This is a genomic window from Arthrobacter sp. B0490, from assembly GCF_002929355.1.
In the GTDB taxonomy this organism is placed as follows: Bacteria; Actinomycetota; Actinomycetes; order Actinomycetales; family Micrococcaceae; genus Arthrobacter_D.
Genome location: NZ_PJIR01000118.1, coordinates 1 through 596, shown reverse-complemented (window position 1 = coordinate 596; position 596 = coordinate 1). Strand labels below are relative to the sequence as shown.

Annotated in this window: 2 protein-coding genes; one reads left to right on the top strand and one right to left on the bottom strand. The window is 61.7% G+C overall.

Annotated elements, in window-relative coordinates; all coding sequences use genetic code 11:
- Positions 1–198 (top strand): META domain-containing protein (locus CXQ97_RS21035; RefSeq protein ID WP_146069750.1); only part of this gene is annotated, 198 nt, incomplete at its 5' end.
- Between the two features lie 262 nt (positions 199–460).
- Here the strand turns inward: CXQ97_RS21035 and CXQ97_RS21030 are convergent.
- Positions 461–583, bottom strand: a complete 123-nt coding sequence (locus tag CXQ97_RS21030) for a DUF6701 domain-containing protein (protein WP_368784525.1) — start codon at positions 581–583, stop codon at positions 461–463.
- Between the last annotated feature and the right edge of the window lie 13 nt (positions 584–596).

The window sequence follows — 596 nt, the reverse complement described above, 5'->3', positions numbered from 1 at the left end:
CACCTGGAAGGTGAAACCCTGCGCTTCGAGAACATAGGCAGCACGCGCAAGATGTGCATGCCAGAGCTCATGGAGCAGGAGCAGCGCTTCCTTGATCTGCTCAGCCGAGTCGAGCGCTGGGACGTGTCGAACATCGACCAGTTGCGCCTGTGGCCAGCAGAGGGCGCGCCAATCCGCTTCTGGCCCGACCAGAACTGACGCGCCACAATCGGGCACAGCAGCCAGCGCTGCACCGAATCCGAACGCAGACCGTTACCTCGACCCGTCGGCCAATCGCAGCAGCGCGACCGCCGCCAGGCAGATCGCGCCCTTGGCCGGCCACCGAGACTGAAACGAAACTGGCACACGCAGTGCATAGACTCTAGCGACCAGTTTCGGGGACCTCGGTACAGGCAGGCCGGGAATCCCCTCTTTTATTCGCTAAGCAAAAGGGCCGCTAGGTGAGCGGCCCTTTTGCTTTCTATCGATAGACTTCGCGGCGGAAGATCAGGGGCTTGGGGCCTTGGTAGATGCCGAAGGTGGCGAGACCACGACTCGGCTCCCATCCTTCACCACGCCAGTCGTACCAGAGCCATTTCGGCACTTTTGGAAACCCG